The 15,206-nt window shown below is 71.5% G+C and carries 13 protein-coding genes; 6 read left to right on the forward strand and 7 right to left on the reverse strand.

Going from position 1 to position 15,206, the window contains the following annotated elements:
• Positions 1–20 precede the first annotated feature (20 nt).
• Both cofE and JOF44_RS05545 read left to right on the forward strand, forming a co-directional pair.
• Entirely contained in the window at positions 21–1,253 is a 1,233-nt protein-coding gene (gene cofE, locus JOF44_RS05540; protein WP_209888354.1) for a coenzyme F420-0:L-glutamate ligase, read from the forward strand.
• Positions 1,250–1,951, forward strand: coding sequence for a TIGR03089 family protein (locus JOF44_RS05545; protein ID WP_209888356.1), 702 nt, complete (start codon positions 1,250–1,252; stop codon positions 1,949–1,951). Before cofE ends, JOF44_RS05545 begins: the two co-directional genes overlap by 4 nt.
• Before the next feature lie 32 nt (positions 1,952–1,983).
• Here the strand turns inward: JOF44_RS05545 and JOF44_RS05550 are convergent, their stop codons facing one another.
• The 6 genes from JOF44_RS05550 to JOF44_RS05575 form a co-directional block, all read right to left on the reverse strand.
• Positions 1,984–2,754, reverse strand: a complete 771-nt coding sequence (locus JOF44_RS05550) for an ABC transporter ATP-binding protein (RefSeq protein ID WP_209895707.1) — start codon at positions 2,752–2,754, stop codon at positions 1,984–1,986.
• Positions 2,755–2,767: 13 nt separating this feature from the next.
• On the reverse strand, positions 2,768–3,712 hold the full coding sequence (locus JOF44_RS05555) for an ABC transporter permease (RefSeq protein ID WP_209888358.1): 945 nt from the start codon (positions 3,710–3,712) through the stop codon (positions 2,768–2,770).
• Complete coding sequence (locus JOF44_RS05560) at positions 3,709–5,802, reverse strand: glycosyltransferase (RefSeq protein WP_209888361.1); 2,094 nt, start codon at positions 5,800–5,802, stop codon at positions 3,709–3,711. The genes JOF44_RS05555 and JOF44_RS05560 overlap by 4 nt, the downstream gene beginning before the upstream one ends.
• A 58-nt stretch (positions 5,803–5,860) precedes the next feature.
• Entirely contained in the window at positions 5,861–7,018 is a 1,158-nt protein-coding gene (gene glf / locus JOF44_RS05565; protein WP_209888364.1) for a UDP-galactopyranose mutase, read from the reverse strand.
• A 111-nt stretch (positions 7,019–7,129) separates the two neighbouring features.
• Positions 7,130–7,999 (reverse strand): glycosyltransferase, encoded by an 870-nt coding sequence (locus JOF44_RS05570; protein WP_342591675.1) that lies wholly within the window; start codon positions 7,997–7,999, stop codon positions 7,130–7,132.
• Entirely contained in the window at positions 7,996–9,003 is a 1,008-nt protein-coding gene (locus tag JOF44_RS05575) for a glycosyltransferase (protein ID WP_209888367.1), read from the reverse strand. The genes JOF44_RS05570 and JOF44_RS05575 overlap by 4 nt, the downstream gene beginning before the upstream one ends.
• Positions 9,004–9,230: 227 nt before the next feature.
• Between JOF44_RS05575 and JOF44_RS21085 the strand changes: the two genes are divergently transcribed.
• Complete coding sequence (locus JOF44_RS21085) at positions 9,231–10,496, forward strand: LCP family protein (protein WP_342591676.1); 1,266 nt, start codon at positions 9,231–9,233, stop codon at positions 10,494–10,496.
• A 112-nt stretch (positions 10,497–10,608) separates the two neighbouring features.
• Here JOF44_RS21085 and JOF44_RS05585 read toward each other — a convergent pair whose 3' ends face one another.
• Complete coding sequence (locus JOF44_RS05585; protein ID WP_209888370.1) at positions 10,609–11,328, reverse strand: glycosyltransferase family 2 protein; 720 nt, start codon at positions 11,326–11,328, stop codon at positions 10,609–10,611.
• Positions 11,329–11,497: 169 nt separating this feature from the next.
• On the opposite strand from JOF44_RS05585, the gene JOF44_RS05590 reads away from it, so the two are divergent.
• Genes JOF44_RS05590 through JOF44_RS05600 form a run of 3 tightly spaced genes read left to right on the forward strand, consistent with a single transcriptional unit; the run spans position 11,498 to position 15,178 of the window.
• On the forward strand, positions 11,498–12,823 hold the full coding sequence (locus JOF44_RS05590; RefSeq protein WP_209888373.1) for a nucleotide sugar dehydrogenase: 1,326 nt from the start codon (positions 11,498–11,500) through the stop codon (positions 12,821–12,823).
• 4 nt (positions 12,824–12,827) lie between these two features.
• On the forward strand, positions 12,828–13,250 hold the full coding sequence (locus tag JOF44_RS05595; protein ID WP_209888376.1) for a DUF2304 domain-containing protein: 423 nt from the start codon (positions 12,828–12,830) through the stop codon (positions 13,248–13,250).
• Complete coding sequence (locus JOF44_RS05600) at positions 13,247–15,178, forward strand: DUF6541 family protein (RefSeq protein ID WP_209888379.1); 1,932 nt, start codon at positions 13,247–13,249, stop codon at positions 15,176–15,178. Before JOF44_RS05595 ends, JOF44_RS05600 begins: the two co-directional genes overlap by 4 nt.
• Positions 15,179–15,206: the final 28 nt, after the last annotated feature.

A 15,206-nucleotide genomic window follows, 5' to 3' on the forward strand; every position in this document is an offset into this window, starting at 1 on the left:
CACATCCCGGGGAGGTTCCTGTGACCCCGACACAGAGTCCGCAGGTCGCACCGTCCGCGAGCGTCCCGTCGAGCCGCCCGCCGTCCCCGGGAGCGGTCCAGGTCCTGCCCGTCCACGGTATCCCGGAGATCCGCGAGGGTGATGATCTCGCGACCCTGCTCGCCCCCGAGCTGGAGACCCTCCGGGTCCGCGACGGCGACGTGCTGTGCGTCTCGACCAAGATCGTCTCGAAGGCTGCCGGACTGCGGGTGGCCCCGGAGGAGCGCGACGCCGCGGTCGAGGCCGCGGCCGTGCGGACCGTCGCCCGCCGCCGCCACACCCACGTCGTCACCTCGGTGGTGCAGATCCCCTCCGGGCCGGTGATGGCCGCCGCCGGGGTGGATTCCTCGAACGCCCCCGACGGGCCGCTGCTGCTGCCCGAGGACCCCGACGCCTGTGCCCGACGGCTGCGGGATGCGCTGGCCGAGCAGCTGGACCTGCAGCTCGGCGTGCTGCTGACGGACACCTCCTCCCGGATCTGGCGCATGGGGGTGGGGGACATCGCTCTCGGTGCCGCCGGCGTCGCCTCCCTGCAGGACCTGCGCGGAGAGGTCGACGCCGACGGCCGCCCGCTGAGCGTCACGGTCCGGGCGCTGGCCGACGAGATCGCCGCCGCCGCGGACCTCGTCAAGGGGAAGTCCGGCGGGGTGCCCGCGGCGATCGTGCGCGGGGTGCCCGCGGCGACCGGAGCCGACGTCCCGGCGCGCGACCTCTCCCGCACCGGGGGCGAGGACTGGTTCCGCCGACCCAGCCTGGAGTCGGTGTGGGTCGCCCTCGGGCTCTCCCTCGACCAGGAGCCGATCGCCCGGATGTCCCCCGAGCCCGCGGCAGAACGCCTCCGTCGTGCCCTCGAGGTGGCCGCACTCCCCCGCCCCGGGACCGCGGCCCGCCGCGCGACCGCCCGTCTCGCCTCGCCCCTCGGACGCGGCGCCGCTCATACCGACCGATCGGACGGGAACGCGGTACCCCCACCACCGGGCGATGCCTCGGTCCCCCGGGGCGCACCGGCCCCGGACGGGCCCGACGGTCCATGCACCCCGCCCGTCGTGCGCATCGAGGTCACGCCCCTCGGCGCGGGGCCTGCGGACTGGATCGCCGCCGGGGAGCTCGCCGAACGGATCCGCACCGCCCTCGGCGCGGAGTCGATCGCCGACCCCCTGCCGCCGGTGCAGATCGAGATCACCCACCCCCTGACCCCGGAGGATCCACGATGAGCCCCCAGACATCCACCCAGCTGCTCACGGCGCTCGAGCGCAGCGGGCCCCGCCCCGCCCTCGCCTGGTACGGCGAAGCCGCCCGCATCGAGCTGTCCGGGCACGTGCTGGCCAACTGGGTGATCAAGTCCATCGGCCATCTGCACGACGAGCTCGCCCTCGAACCCGAGGAGACGGTGGTGCTGGACCTTCCCGTGCACTGGAAGCGTCTGGCGCTGGCCCTGGCCGCCTGGTCGCTCGGCGCGGACGTGACGATCCTGGACCGAGACCGAGACGGGAAACAGGACCCCGAGCACGCCGCCGCCGGCCCGGCGCCCCGGGTGGTGGCGACGGATCGTCCCGACTCCCCCCTCGCCGCGGACGCCGACGAGGTGCTGGCCCTCGAGGCGGTCTCGCTCGCGCCCCGCTTCGACGGAACGCTGCCGGCCCTGGCCCACGACTGGGTGGCGGAGGTGCGGGCGAGCCCGGACCAGCTGGGCGTCGACCTGCCGGCCTGGAGCGGCCCCTCGCCCGCCGTCGCCGCCCCGCTCGGCGGGGGCGCGGTGACGCGGCTCCTGGTGGCGGGCGACGGGCTGACCGCGGCGCCCGAGATGCTCGGTGCCCTGCTGGCCGGCGGCGGGATCGTCGGTCCTCGGGCTGCGGTCGGCGAGGACCGGGCCCGGGAGGAAGCGGTCACGGGACACGCGAGCGGCGCCTGACCGCTGCGGCGCGTCCCGCCCGCGGTGGCAGCTCAGTCCGCGCGCAGGGTGGCGACGGCCTGCGTCGGGTCCCCGTCGAAGACGATCGAGCCCCGGCGCAGCACGACGATGCGCGTGCACAGCTTCTCGAGCATCTCCAGCTCGTGGGAGACCACGACCATCGTGCGCCCGGCCTCCTGGAGCTCCCGGATCCGTTCCAGGCACTTGCGCTGGAAGGGTTCGTCGCCGACCGAGAGGATCTCGTCGACCAGGAAGATGTCCGGATCGGTGTGCACCGCCACCGAGAAGGCCAGGCGCAGGAACATGCCCGAGCTGTAGTACTTCACCTCGGTGTCGATGAACTCCTCGATCTCGCTGAAGGCGACGATCTCGGCGAACTTCGCCTCGATCTGCGCCCGGCTCATGCCGAGGATCGCCCCGTTGAGATAGACGTTCTCGCGCCCGGACAGATCAGGGTGGAATCCGGCCCCCACCTCGATCAGGCCGGCCACCCTCCCGCGCAGCATCACCCGCCCGCGATCGGGGAACAGCACCCCGGAGATGGTCTTGAGCAGCGTGGACTTCCCCGAGCCGTTGAAGCCGATCAGCCCCACCGTCTCCCCCGCGTGCACGGTGAGGTCCACGTCGTCCAGGGCCAGGAAGGTGTCGGCCAGCTTCTTGCGCTGCAGCGCCGAGAACACCAGCTCCTTGAGGGAGTGATCGTGGCGCAGGGAGAACTGCTTGGTCACGTGCTCGACGCGCACCATCTCCGTCTCGGTGGGGACGGCGGCCGAGGTCGGCACATCCTGCGGGTTCGGACTCATCACGGCGCTGCCCTCACAGTTCCTGCGCGAAGCGCCGCGTGGAGCGCTCGAAGACGACGGTGCCGAGGACGAAGGTCGCCCCGGCGATCAGCAGCCCGGCCCACCACAGGCCGAAGGGCTCCCCGGGAGCCATCAGCGAGGGATCCTGCGCGACCCCCTCCACGACCTCCGGGGAGTAGCGCCAGAAGGCGACGTGGAACAGCTCGACCACGATGGTCAGCGGGTTCAGCTGGTACAGCCACCACCAGATCGTCCCCCCGATCGCCTCCTGGACCATCGTGATCCGGTACAGCACCGGGGACAACCAGGTGGCGACCATGACCAGCAGGTCCACGAAGTTCTCGACATCCCGGAAGGCGGCGTTCAGCGCGGCCGCGAGCATGCCCAGTCCCATGGTGAACACCAGCAGGATCAGCATGCCCAGGCCGAAGGCGACCAGCGCGGTCGGCGAGGGCAGCCAGCCGAACAGCAGCGCCCCCACCACCAGCACCAGCAGCTGCGGCACGAAGTGCACCAGCGCCACGATCATGGACGACCAGGGGAACAGCTGGCTGGGCAGGTAGATCTTCGAGACCAGCGGGGCGTTGCCGGTGATCGACCGGGTGGCGTTGCCGAACACCTCCCCGAACAGGTTGATCACCACGATCCCGCTGAACAGGTACACCGCATAGGCGGGGGTGCCCTTGTTCAGCTCCAGGAACACGCCCAGGGCGATGTAGAAGACGATGAACTGCACCGCGGGCTTCACGTAGCTCCACAGCATGCCGAGCATGCTGCCGCGATACCGGACCCGCAGCTCCTTGCGCACCAGCAGCCTCAGCAGGAACCGCTCGTGCAGAGGGTTCAGCCATCCGGCGTCCTGCCCCGGTGCCCGCCACCCCTGCGCCTGCTCGGCGCGGGACGGGGGTCCTGCCGCGGGAGGCTGATCCGCCGCGGGAGGCTGTGCTGCCGCGGTCACGCCGGTGCGTCCCCGGCCTCTGCGGCGACAGCGGCCTCGTCCCGGTCGCGGTCGCGGACCGGGGCAGGGTTCTGCGCGAAGGTCCGCTCCCAGGCCTCGAAGGAGGTGATGCGCTGGGCGGCCTCCCGGTAGGCGCGCTGCAGCTCGGGCCAGCGGCGGTGGAGCTGGACGTGCGCGCCGATCGCGCCGGCCAGCATCGAACGCACCTGCCGGCGGTCCCGCTTGTACCAGGACACCTGGGTGCCCTCCGCGTTGGAGACCAGAGCGCTGTCGTAGGCCGACAGCCGCCACCACTTCGCGTCGATGTGCGCGATCGCGGCCTGCGGGTTCTCCTCGGAGCGGGGCTTCGGCGGCTTCACCAGCTGCTTGGCCAGGGTCTTCACGGTCCAGGCGGGCAGCAGCGGACGGGCCGGCTCGGTGAAGGGCCGGCCCTTGCGCGGCGGCTTGTCGAGACGGACCGGCGGATAGTGGTCGAGATCCTTCTTCGCGGAGGCGTCGTCGAAGGCGGCGGCCATCTCCCGGATCTGGGGCAGCTTGGTGCCGATCGACGGATGCAGCGCGTCGGGCCCCTCGAGCACGTCCTGCTGGGCCATCAGCCGCCCGGCCTCGGTGTAGTACTGCATGGAGATCAGGTGCTTGACGTCCATGAACTGCGACTCCTTGACCACGCGGCCGCCGCGCTCGTACGGGGAGTGCAGCAGCGCGGTGATGATCCGGTTGCGCTCGTGGAAGTAGGCCTGCCAGCCCACCAGGTCGTCCTTGTCGACCCAGCTCATGTGCCACACGCCGGCGCCCGGCAGCGACACCGTCGGATACCCCGCCTGCTTCGCGCGCAGGCCGTACTCGGCGTCGTCCCACTTGATGAACAACGGCAGGCTCAGCCCGATCGCACGCACCGTCTCGGTCGGGATCAGGCAGCTCCACCAGCCGTTGTAGTCCACGTCCGCCCGCCGGTGCAGCCACGGGGTCGAGCGCAGCGGCGAGATCGAGAAGTCATGGCCCAGGACCGCCTCGGGGTCCGGCAGCGAGGGCTGGATCCGCCAGGGATCGACCACCTCGCCGAAGGTGTGCAGCACCGCACGGTTGTTGAGGTCGAACATGTGGGCGCCGACGATCGTGGGGCGGGTGGCGAAATCGGCGAAGGTGGTCATCCGGATCAGCGACTCCGGCTCGATCACGATGTCGTCGTCGCAGTTCATCACGTAGGTCGAGGCGCCGGCGGTGGAGGCCTCGTACATGCCGCGGGAGAAGCCGCCGCTGCCGCCGATGTTGCCCTGCTCGATGATCCGCAGCTGGCCGCCGAGCTCGTCCTGGAGCCCGGCGAGCTCGTCGGTGTGGTCCCGGAGCCGGTCCGATCCCTGGTCGATCACGTACATGACGTCCAGCAGCGCGCGCAGGTCCGGGTCCTCGGCGATGGTGGCGATGTTGTCCAGGCAGTACGGGACCTTGTTCATCGTCGTCATCGAGATCGAGAAGGTGCCCTCGGTGCGGGCAAGATCGGCGTCGGCCGTCCATCGCGCCCCCAGGATCGTGAGGTCCTCGTCGCCGGAGTAGGCGTCGAACCAGTACCAGCCGCCGTCGCCGAAGGCGGTCAGGGGCAGGTCGAAGACCTGCTCGGCGGGACCGCCCTCGACGGTGCGGGACGTCTGGCGCTGCAGCGTCCCGCGCGCCGTGGAGCGCATGATCACCAGCTCGCCCCGGCCTGCGGTGCGGATGCTCAGACGGATCGAGCGCACCGGGGTCCAGCGGCGCCAGTAGCTGGCCGGGAAGGCGTTGAAGTAGGTGGCGAAGGATCGCATCGAACGCGGCGGGATCTGCACCGCGTACCGATCGTTGAGCTCGGTCGCGTCCACGTGGACCTGGGTCCCCGGTCGCGCCGCGTCCGTGGTCGCCCCCGCCGCGTCCCGGTCGGTGCCTCCGAGCCCGAAGGAGCCGCCGGTGACGCCGGAGCGCACATCCTCCGCCTCGATGTACAGCGGAACGATGTCCGCCGACGCCTCTGCGGGCATGATCAGTCGTTGCAGCAGCCGCTGCGGCGGGACCTCGGGGGTCTCGTCGGTGCCGCCGGATGCGGCAGGGATCGCGTTCATGATGCTCCTCGTCGGCGCGTCTGGGATGCCCCCGCCGGTCCCGGCCGGGGCCGTCGTCTCACGCCCGCAGCAGGTCGGGCAGCTTGTTGTCGGCCATCGACAGGGCGGAGCCGATCGCCATGTGCATGTCGAGGTACTGGTAGGTGCCCAGCCGGCCGCCGAACAGGGTCCGCGGCTCCGCGTCGGAGAGCTCGCGGTAGGCCAGCAGGGTCTCGCGGTCCGAGCCGGAGTTGATGGGGTAGTACGGCTCGTCGCCCGATTCGGCGAAGCGGGAGTACTCGCGCTGGATCACCGTGCGGTCGGTGGGATAGTCGCGCTCGGGGTGGAAGTGGCGCGGCTCGATGATGCGCGTGTAGGGGACCTCGACGTCGGCGTAGTTCATCACCGAGGTGCCCTGGAAGTCGCCCACCTCGTGGTGCTCGGTCTCCAGATCGATGGTGCGCCAGCCCAGCTCCCCCTGCTGGTAGTCGAAGTACCGGTCGATGGGGCCCGTGTAGACCACCGGGATGTTCCCCCGCACGGCCTCCTTGTTCAGCGGCTGCGAGTCATCGAAGTAGTCGGTCTCGAGCTGCACCTCGATGTTCGGGTGGTCGGCCATCCGCTCGAGCCACGCGGTGTAGCCCTGCGCCGGCAGGCCCTCGTACTTGTCGCTGAAGTACCGGTTGTCGTACGTGTACCGCACCGGCAGGCGCGAGATGATCGAGGCCGGCAGGTCCTTGGGATCGGTCTGCCACTGCTTGCCGGTGTAGTTCTTGATGAACGCCTCGTACAGCGGACGACCGATCAGGGAGATGCCCTTCTCGTCGAGGTTCTCGGGGTCGGTGCCGGCCAGCTCACCGGCCTGCTCGGTGATCAGCGCCCGCGCCTCGGCCGGGGAGTACGCGGCCTGGAAGAACTGGTTGATCGTGCCGAGGTTGATCGGCAGCGGATACACCACGCCCTGATGGGTCGTGTAGACCTTGTGCTGGTAGCCCGTGAAATCCGTGAAGCCCCGCACGTACTCCCAGACCCGGGGATTCGAGGTGTGGAACAGGTGGGCGCCGTACTTGTGGACTTCGATCCCGGTGACCGGATCCACCTCCGAGTACGCGTTGCCGCCGAGGTGGGGCCGACGGTCGATGAGGGTCACCCGCGCACCGTGCTCGGCGACCGCCCGCTCGGCGATGGTCAGACCGAACAGGCCCGAGCCCACGATCAGAAGGTCAGGAGTCGACACGGAGGGTCCTTTCGACAGGTGCGGAGAGTCCGCGGGGAACCAGGTCACCGTAACCGTGCCAGGGAAACTCCTGGTTACGAGAGGGTGATGGACCCGCAGGTGTGGCGCTGTTCACGCCGACTTCTCGATGAACGTGCGGTATCCCAGCCGACGCGCCCAGCCCGGGGCCACCCGGTACGCGCCGCGGAGGACGAGATTGCGCAGGAAGAGGCCCGGACTCGTGACCCGGTCCCTCACCATGCGCCGCTGCAGCCGCACGTCGCTGGCGAACAGACGCCAGCCGCCGCGCCGTGCGAACAGCTCCTCGTCCACCCGGTAGTCGACCACCACCTCCGCGAGGTTACCCATCCTCGCCCCGCCGAGCATCATGCGCTCCCACAGCCAGTAGTCCTCCAGCAGCGGCAGGTCGCGGTATCCCCCGACGGCCAGGGCCACGGAGCGACGCAGCACGATGGTGGGGTGGTGGAAGGGACTGTGATGGGGCAGGTACGCCACGATCTCGTCGTGCGAGAGCGGGCGCGTGCGCAGCGGCCCGTCCCCGGGGGCGAGACGATCGCTGAACTCCCGCATCGCCCCTCCCATCAGGTCCAGGGCCGGCGGGCCGCTCATGGCGGGGATCTGCAGGGCGAAGCGGTCCGGTCGGCAGAGATCGTCGGCGTCGGCCCGGGCGACCAGCTCGTGGGGCGAGGCCTCCAACCCGTCCTGCAGCGCGGAGGCGACGCCCCGGTGGGCGTCATGGCGCAGCACCCGGGCGGGGCCGAAGCCGCCGTCCTCCACGCGCGCGACGAGAGCATCGAGCTCGGCGGTCAGCGGGCCGTCGACGGTGAGGATGAACAGGTCGGGTCTCAGCTGCTGCTCACGGGTGGCAGAGGTGATGGCCGCCACGACGCGCTCGGGCACATCGCGCTTCCACAGCGGCATCAGCACGACGAACGGCGTGGTCGAGCCCTGCGGTGCGGGGGTGGCCGACGGGGCGCTCACCGTCCGGCCGCCCGGTCGATCGCACGCACGTCGGCCGCGACGTCCCCGTCGGCCGCCAGCACCACGGGCGAGGGGCGCGGGCCCCGGCGCAGCGCCGCCATCAGGCCCCGTGCTCCCACGCCCGCGAGGGTGCCGCGGTGGCGCAGCAGCTGTCCGCCCCAGCCGAACGCGGTGCGTCCGCCGTAGACGAGGCGCTCCCACGGAGCGAAGGACGTCGACCTCAACAGCGCCCACAGGCGGTTGCGCACGTCGTAGTAGAAGCGGGCGCCCGGGCTGGCCTGGGCGTTGCTGAAGACCTTCGTGCGGTGCTCGACCACGGAGGCGGGGACCTGCAGCCCCCGACCGTGGCGCAGCAGGCGCCCGGTGTGCTCGAAGTCGTCGGACCAGATGAAGTAGTCCGCGTACGGCAGTCCCAGCCGGCGCACGTCCTGCCCGTTCAGCAGGGCGGAGACATAGCTGGCGGTGCGGATGGGCATGCCCCCGGCGCGGGCGGCGTCCTGCTTCTCCGCCGCGCTCGCGTCGAGCCGGGCCCGCTGGGTGTTCATGGGGTGATCCCGCCCGTCGGTCCACACCGCCCGGGAGCTGAGCACGCTCAGCCGCACCGGGGAGGCCCCGAGGGCGGCCAGCAGCGCTGCGAGCGCGCCGGGGCGCGGGATGGTGTCGTCGTCCATCAGCCACACCCAGTCGGCGCCGTGGCGCACCAGGGCCCGGGCCATGCCTGCCGCGAAGCCGCCTGCTCCCCCGACGTTGCGCCGCAGGTGGACGACGTCGGCCCCGATCGGATGCGCATCGGCGACCGCACCGCTCGCGTCGCTGGAGGCGTTGTCGATCACCACGACCGCGTCCGGGCGTCGCTGCTGGTCCTCGAGCGCGTCGAGGCACTCGCGCAGCAGGTCCTCGCGGTTGTAGGTCACCACCACGGCGACGACTCGGGCCGAGTCGGCATCGGGGTGGGCGGTCCCGGGCTGCGGCGTCGTGCCGCCGGCGGGTGCGGAATGGGTCACGGCTTCTCCTGCGGATGGTCGTGGCCGCCGGGGCGGCGCGGACCCCAGTGTACGGACGGCGTCGGGGCGGGAGCAGGAGCGGCACCGGATGAGGTGTGAAGGTTCGCGGGAGGTTCCTCGCAGGAAACCGGAAGAGTGTCCCGGGGGTGCACGGGCAGGGGCCATGGGGGACTACTGTGTCGTTCGCCGAAACACCTCCGGACCCTGTGGCCGGGAAGGAGACAGCTGTGAGCGATCAGCAGCCGCCGCGCTCCCCGCGGCCGGGAGGACCCCGCCGTCCTGCCGGGCATCGAGCGCGCGCCGGAGGCAGCGCCCGCCCGGTCACCGGTGCCCGCCGAGGACGATCCGCCCCGGGCCCCGCTGACACCCGTGCCCTGCCGCGACAGGAGCAACATCCGCCCGGCGAGCCGCGGGGCGGCCGGCAGCGCATCGTCCCCAGCTCCCGCGATGACCACCAGGCCCCCGCGGACGCCGGCGACGCCTGGGGCCCCGGCGGACCGGCCGGACCGCCCTCCGGCCCTCCGCCCGGTCCCGGGCGCCGCCCCCGTCGCCGCTCCCGCATCCCGCGGCCCGTGCGCCTCGGGGCCACGCTGCTGGCCCTGGTGCTGGTGGTCGTGGTGGGCTGGGGTGCCGGTCTGGTCCTGTGGGCCGACAGCCGCATCGAGCACGTCGACGCCCTGTCGCAGGCCGAGAACACGCCGGGCACCACCTATCTCATCGCCGGGTCCGACCGCCGCGGCGGGGAGGCGGTGGGCGACGACGGCACCGAGGGCGCTCGCACCGACACGATCATGCTCCTGCACAAGGCGCGGAACGGGAACAGCTACCTGGTCTCCCTGCCCCGCGACACCCTCGTCGACATCCCCGATGAGGGCGGGTACAAGCTCAACGCCGCCTATTCCTTCGGCGGCGCCCCGCTGCTGGTCGAGACCGTCGAGGACTTCACCGGGCTGACGATCGACCACTACGTGGAGATCGGCTTCGACGGCGTCTCCGGCATGGTCGACGCGGTCGACCACGTGAACCTGTGCATCGACCAGGACGTCGAGGACGAGAAGTCCGGGCTGTCGATGACCGAGGGCTGTCATGACGTCGGTGGCGAGCAGGCCCTGGCGTTCGTTCGCGCCCGCTACTTCGATCCCAGCGCGGATCTCGGGCGGCAGCAGCGTCAGCAGCAGTTCATCGGAGCGCTCATGGAGCGGGTGACCTCCCCGGCGGTGCTGCTGAACCCGGTGCGGCACGTGAAGCTGGCCGGCGCCGGTTCCGACTCGCTGGTCACCAGCGACGGCACCGGGATCATCGACGTCTCCCGCATGGCCCTGTCGGCCCGCGGCGCGATGAGCAACGGCACGATGACGATGCCGATCGAGAATCCCCAGTTCCAGACCGAGAACTCCGGGGTGGCGATCCTCACCGACGACGAGGACATCGCCGACTTCTTCGGCTCCATCGAGGACGGCTCGGCCGACCCCGCCTCCGGCGAGGAGGGCTGACCTCGACCCGGCGGAGGTCGAGCGGTCCGACGGAGGTGACGGACGTCGTGATGCACCGGGGACGTTCCCGCGGGAACGTCCCCGGTGCATCACGACGGGTCCGAGCCGCGGTTCAGCGGAAGAGCATGTCGATGACGATGTTCACCGAGTTCAGCATCGACTGGCCCTTGGAGCGGGAGTAGTCCGTGTAGAGGATGTGCACCGGGTGCTCCCGCACCGTGAAGCGATGACGGCCGATCTCCTCGACGATCTCGGAGGCGTGCGCCATCCGGTTCTGCTCGATCGCGATCTTCTGGCAGGCCTCCCGGCCCAGGACCCGCAGCCCGTTGTGGGCGTCGGAGAGCTTCACCCCGCTGGTGATGTTGGAGTACCAGACCGCACCGCGCAGCACCGCGCGCTTGAGCAGGCCCGGCTTGGTGCGCGCATCGAGGAAGCGTGAGCCCAGCACGATGTCCACCCCCTCGGCATCGCGCAGCGCGATCATCGAGGCCGCATCGTCGACCTGATGCTGGCCATCGGAGTCGAAGGTCACGACCTGGCGCATCTCCGGGTCCCGCAGCGCATAGTCGATGCCGGTCTTCAGTGCGGCGCCCTGTCCCATGTTGTACGGGTGGCGCACCACCGCGGCACCGGCCTCCTCGGCGATCGCCGCCGAGTCGTCCAGGCTGCCGTCGTCGACGCAGACCACCAGCGGGTACCGCGTGCGCAGGTCGCGGATGACATCCCCGACGACCGACCCCTCGTTGAACAGCGGAACGACGAACCAGGTGGTCGCGGCACCGGGGGATGCGGCCACGGCGTCCGGGTCGCTCACGGGCTCGGGGGTGCTCATGGGCTCTCCTCCTGGGGTGTCCGGCGCGTGGTGCTGGGCGGCCTCACAGCGGCGCGGGGCGACGCTCGTGAGCCGCCGATGACGATACCCTGTCATGGTGGGCCGCCCCTGGTGGTCATCATCGCGCTTACGAGGCCGGATGCGGCCTCCGACGAGGAGGAATCTCGCTGTGAAGACTGCTGTCGTCGCCCTGGGGAAGATCGGTCTGCCGCTGGCCGTGCAGTTCGCGGATGCCGGTCACGAGGTGATCGGTGTGGACACCAACCCCCGTCAGGTGGAGCTGATCAATCAGGCCACCGAACCGTTCCCCGGCGAGGCACATCTCGCCGAGAAGCTCGCCGAGCTGGTCCCGGCCGGGAAGCTGCGCGCCACCACGGACTACGCCGAGGCGATCCCGGGCGCGGACGCGATCGTGATCGTGGTCCCGCTGTTCGTCGACGACGCCACCTGGGAGCCGGACTTCGCCTGGATGGACGCCGCCACGACGTCGCTGGCCGAGCACATCACCCCCGGCACCCTGGTCTCCTACGAGACCACCCTGCCGGTGGGCACCCTCCGCGGCCGCTTCGTGCCGATGATCGAGAAGATCTCCGGGCTGCGGGAATCCCGCGACTTCTTCGCCGTGTTCTCCCCCGAGCGGGTGCTGACCGGGCGCGTGTTCGAGGACCTGCGCAAGTACCCCAAGCTGATCGGCGCCCTGACCGAGGAAGGCACGAATCGGGCCCGGGAGTTCTACACCTCGGCGCTGACCTTCGACGAACGGCCCGACCTCAAGCGTCCCAACGGGGTGTGGGACCTGGGCACCCCGGAGGCCTCGGAGCTGGCCAAGCTGGCCGAGACCACCTACCGCGATGTGAACATCGCCCTGGCGAACGAGTTCGCGCTGTTCGCCCAGGACAACGGCATCGACGTGTACAAGGTGATCGAGGCCTCCAACTCCCAGCCCTACTCCCACATCCACCAGCCCGGCATCGCCGTGGGCGGGCACTGCATCCCGGTCTATCCCCGCCTGTACCTCTCGACCGATCCCGTCGCGGAGACGGTCCGCACCGCCCGCACCCTGAACGCCTCGGTGCCCGCGAAGCTGGTCGAGCGGGCCGCGGACCTGCTCGGCGACCTGGCCGGTATGAAGGCCGTGGTGCTGGGGGCGTCCTACCGCACCGGGGTGAAGGAGACCGCGTTCTCCGGTGTGTTCCCCGTGGTCGAGGCGCTGCGGAAGCACGGCGCGGAGGTCGCCGTCCACGACACCTACTACGACGACGAGGAGCTGGCCGGATACGGCTGGACCCCCTACCACGTCGGCGAGGACGCGGATCTGGTGATCGTCCAGACCAACCACGCCGAATACCAGGACCTGTCCGCGGCCGACGTCCCCGGCATCAGGCTGCTGATCGACGGCCGCAACATCACCACCGCCGAGAACTGGAAGGGCACCCCCCGCCTCGTTCTCGGCGACGGCTCCGCCTCCACCCACCAGCAGGCCGAGGAGTCCTGAGCCGATGGGTGAGCACGAGCTGATCGTCTCCCTGGGCCCCGCCCTGGTCTCGAATCGCACCTTCATCATCCAGCTGCTGCTGGTGGCGGGGATCGTGGTGATCGTCGCCTGGCTGTTCGCCAAGCGCGGTGCGAAACAGCTCGCCGTGCGTCGGCTGCTGATCATCGCCTTCGCGGTCTTCGCCGTGGCCACGGTCCTGTTCCCGAGCGTCCTGAGCCGCGTGGCGAACCTGGTGGGGGTCGGGCGCGGCGCTGATCTGCTGCTGTACGCGACGGTCCTGGTGCTGCTGGGCTTCCTCGCCCTGCAGGAGGCCCGGACCAAGGCCGCCGAGAAGCGCACCACCTACCTCGCCCGACGGCTCGCGCTCGACGAGGCGCGGCCCCCCGGTGAGTACCGCGCCGCGGCGCTGGGCCGTCAGGACGGATGACCGCCCTGGCCGCGCTCGTCGGAGCGATCCTGCTCGTCCTGGCCGCGGCGTATCTGCCCGGGTACGCCGCCGTCCGGATGCTCGGCGGCTCGCATCTGCTCTCCCTCGCCCTGGGTCCGGCGCTGGCCGCCGCGATCGCGGGCATCAGCGCGATCGGTGCCGCCCTGGTCGGGATCCCCTGGTCCCTGCTGCCCTTCCTGCTCGGCATTGCGCTGCTCGTCGCCGGTGCCTACGGCCTGCGGCGCCTGGGGGTGACGCTGCCGGCGACCGTGCTCGACGGCGCCCTGTCCCCGCGCCGCGCCGTGCCCGGCGGGGCCGCCTGGATCGGCGGGGCGGTCGCGATCGCCCTCGCCCCCATCGCGATCCAGGCCGGTCGCCCCGACGCCGTGCTCGAGCGGTGGGACACGCTGTACCACCTCTCCGCGCTGCAGCGGATCCGGGAGACCGGCATCGCCTCGAGCCTCCAGGTCGGCGCGGTCTCGAACACCGAGGGCGATCCGAGCTTCTACCCCGCCGCGTTCCACGCCCTCGCGGCGCTGGTCCCCGGCGTCCCCACCCCCACCCTGCTGAACGCGACCGTGCTGGCCCTGGCCGTGACGCCCTGGATCCTCGGCATCGCGCTGCTGGCCCGCACCCTGTTCGCCGAGGTGGCGTGGGCGCCGACGGCCGCCGCACTCGCCGCGACCCTGATCCCGGCCACTCCGCTGGACCTGTGGATCCACCTCTCCCCCATTCCGAACCTCGCCGGCTTCGCCGCGCTGCCAGGAGCGCTCGCGGCCGCCGCGGCCCTGTGGACAGCGCTGCTGCCGGGCACCGCCGTGCGCCCCGCGATCGCCGCCGCTCTCGCCGTCGGCGTCGCCGGTGCCGGGCTGGGCCTGCTGCACCCGAACGTCGCGGTCACGGCCCTGATCCTGCTGGCGGTGCTGACCGCCGTCACCGCGGCGGGACGGTGGCGGCGCCGCCCCGCCCTGATCGCGGTGCCCGTGCTGGCCCTGCTGCCGGTCGCGCTGCTGTCCTACACGCCGCTGGGCTCGGACGTGACCGGCTTCAACGGAGGCCTGGAGGTGTCCTGGTGGCTCGCTCTCGGCGAGGTGCTGCTGGGGCTGCTCACGGTCTGGCCGATGGCCCTCGGGGTCGTCATCGCCGTGCTGTGGTGGCCGGGGCTGATCACGTCCTTCGGCTCGTCCACGCGGCGCTGGCTCGCGGTCGCCTGGGTGGTGATCGCGGTGATCTATCTCGACGCGGCACTGGATTCGCCGCTGAACCTCTCGGCCCTCTACTACCGCGGTCAGGACCGGATCTCGATGCCGCTGGCGATGCTCTCCGCGGTGCTGGTGGTGCCGGGCCTGCAGGTCTGGGCACGGGTGCTGGGCCGCCGCTCCCGGGAACGAGCACGCCGTCCCGGCCCGTCGATGGCGACGGCCGTGCTGGTGATCGCCGCCGTCCTCGCCTCTCTCGCCTCGATCCCGGCCCGCACCGACAACGCCGCCAAGAACCTCGCCGCGGACTATCCGGGGCGCGGGCGCTTCCTGCAGGCCGACGAGCGCGCCCTGTTCGAGCAGTACGGCCCGCAGATGGACCGCGACGGCACGGTGCTGGCCAGCCCGTTCTCCGGGGCGGCGCACCTGTATGCCCTGCAGGGGCAGGACGTGCGGCTGCCCGTGGCCGGGATGGCCTACACGGATCTGGACCGCGACCTGATCTACGCCACCGAGGACGCCGCGACGGATCCCGCCGACTGCCGCCTGCTGGAGGAGAACGGGATCGCCTACGTCTACCAGGAGCTGCGGCCCTACAACAGGCACAAGACCTCCGATTCGGTGAACTTCGCCGGACCGGACCTGGGCCGGGTGCTGTTCCAGACGGTTCACTCCCGCATGATCGAGATCGACTGCGACCCCGGGGACGGGAGCTATGACCCGGTCTGATCCCGCATCACGGACGATCCCCGCACCG

The sequence above is a fragment of the Brachybacterium fresconis genome, assembly GCF_017876515.1.
Classification (GTDB): domain Bacteria; phylum Actinomycetota; class Actinomycetes; order Actinomycetales; family Dermabacteraceae; genus Brachybacterium; species Brachybacterium fresconis.

What these genes read in the sequence shown, in the direction of transcription:
- JOF44_RS05545 (WP_209888356.1), top strand. Translation starts at nt 1,250, where the DNA reads ATGAGCCCCCAGACATCCACCCAGCTGCTCACGGCGCTCGAGCGCAGC.
- JOF44_RS05550 (WP_209895707.1), bottom strand. Translation starts at nt 2,754, where the DNA reads ATGAGTCCGAACCCGCAGGATGTGCCGACCTCGGCCGCCGTCCCCACC.
- JOF44_RS05560 (WP_209888361.1), bottom strand. Translation starts at nt 5,802, where the DNA reads ATGAACGCGATCCCTGCCGCATCCGGCGGCACCGACGAGACCCCCGAG.
- JOF44_RS05585 (WP_209888370.1), bottom strand. Translation starts at nt 11,328, where the DNA reads ATGAGCACCCCCGAGCCCGTGAGCGACCCGGACGCCGTGGCCGCATCC.
- JOF44_RS05595 (WP_209888376.1), top strand. Translation starts at nt 12,828, where the DNA reads ATGGGTGAGCACGAGCTGATCGTCTCCCTGGGCCCCGCCCTGGTCTCG.
- JOF44_RS05600 (WP_209888379.1), top strand. Translation starts at nt 13,247, where the DNA reads ATGACCGCCCTGGCCGCGCTCGTCGGAGCGATCCTGCTCGTCCTGGCC.